At 34.4% G+C, this 355-nt stretch carries 1 pseudogene; it reads left to right on the forward strand.

The annotated features are described in order from the left end of the window. Window positions 1-86: 86 nt before the first annotated feature. Window positions 87-355: pseudogene (locus AOA61_RS31765) on the forward strand (MFS transporter); the annotation flags it as partial.

Raw genomic sequence — 355 nt, forward strand, 5'->3', positions numbered from 1 at the left:
GTTTCTATATTTTTTTATCCCAAAAGTTCAGAAAATATAGAAAATCTAGAAATCTAATTAAAACAAAAAGGGGAGCTAAAAAAACGATGCGTATTTCTGACATTTTTAAATTCAAAAATGAACAAATGAAAGTTTTACATCTGACTTGGATTGCTTTTTTCATCTCATTCTTCACTTGGTTCAATATGGCTCCTCTTGCGACTACGATGCTTGAGTCAAATGATTGGTTAACTGGTGAACACTTAGCTGCTTTAGGAATTATCAATGTGGCCTTAACGATTCCAGCTAGGATCGTCATTGGGATGTTAATTGACAGATACGGACCACGAGTTGTTTACTCTGGTCTCCTTATTAC

Source organism: Pseudomonas sp. 2995-1 (assembly GCF_002742505.1).
Classification (GTDB): Bacteria; Pseudomonadota; Gammaproteobacteria; order Pseudomonadales; family Pseudomonadaceae; genus Aquipseudomonas; species Aquipseudomonas sivasensis.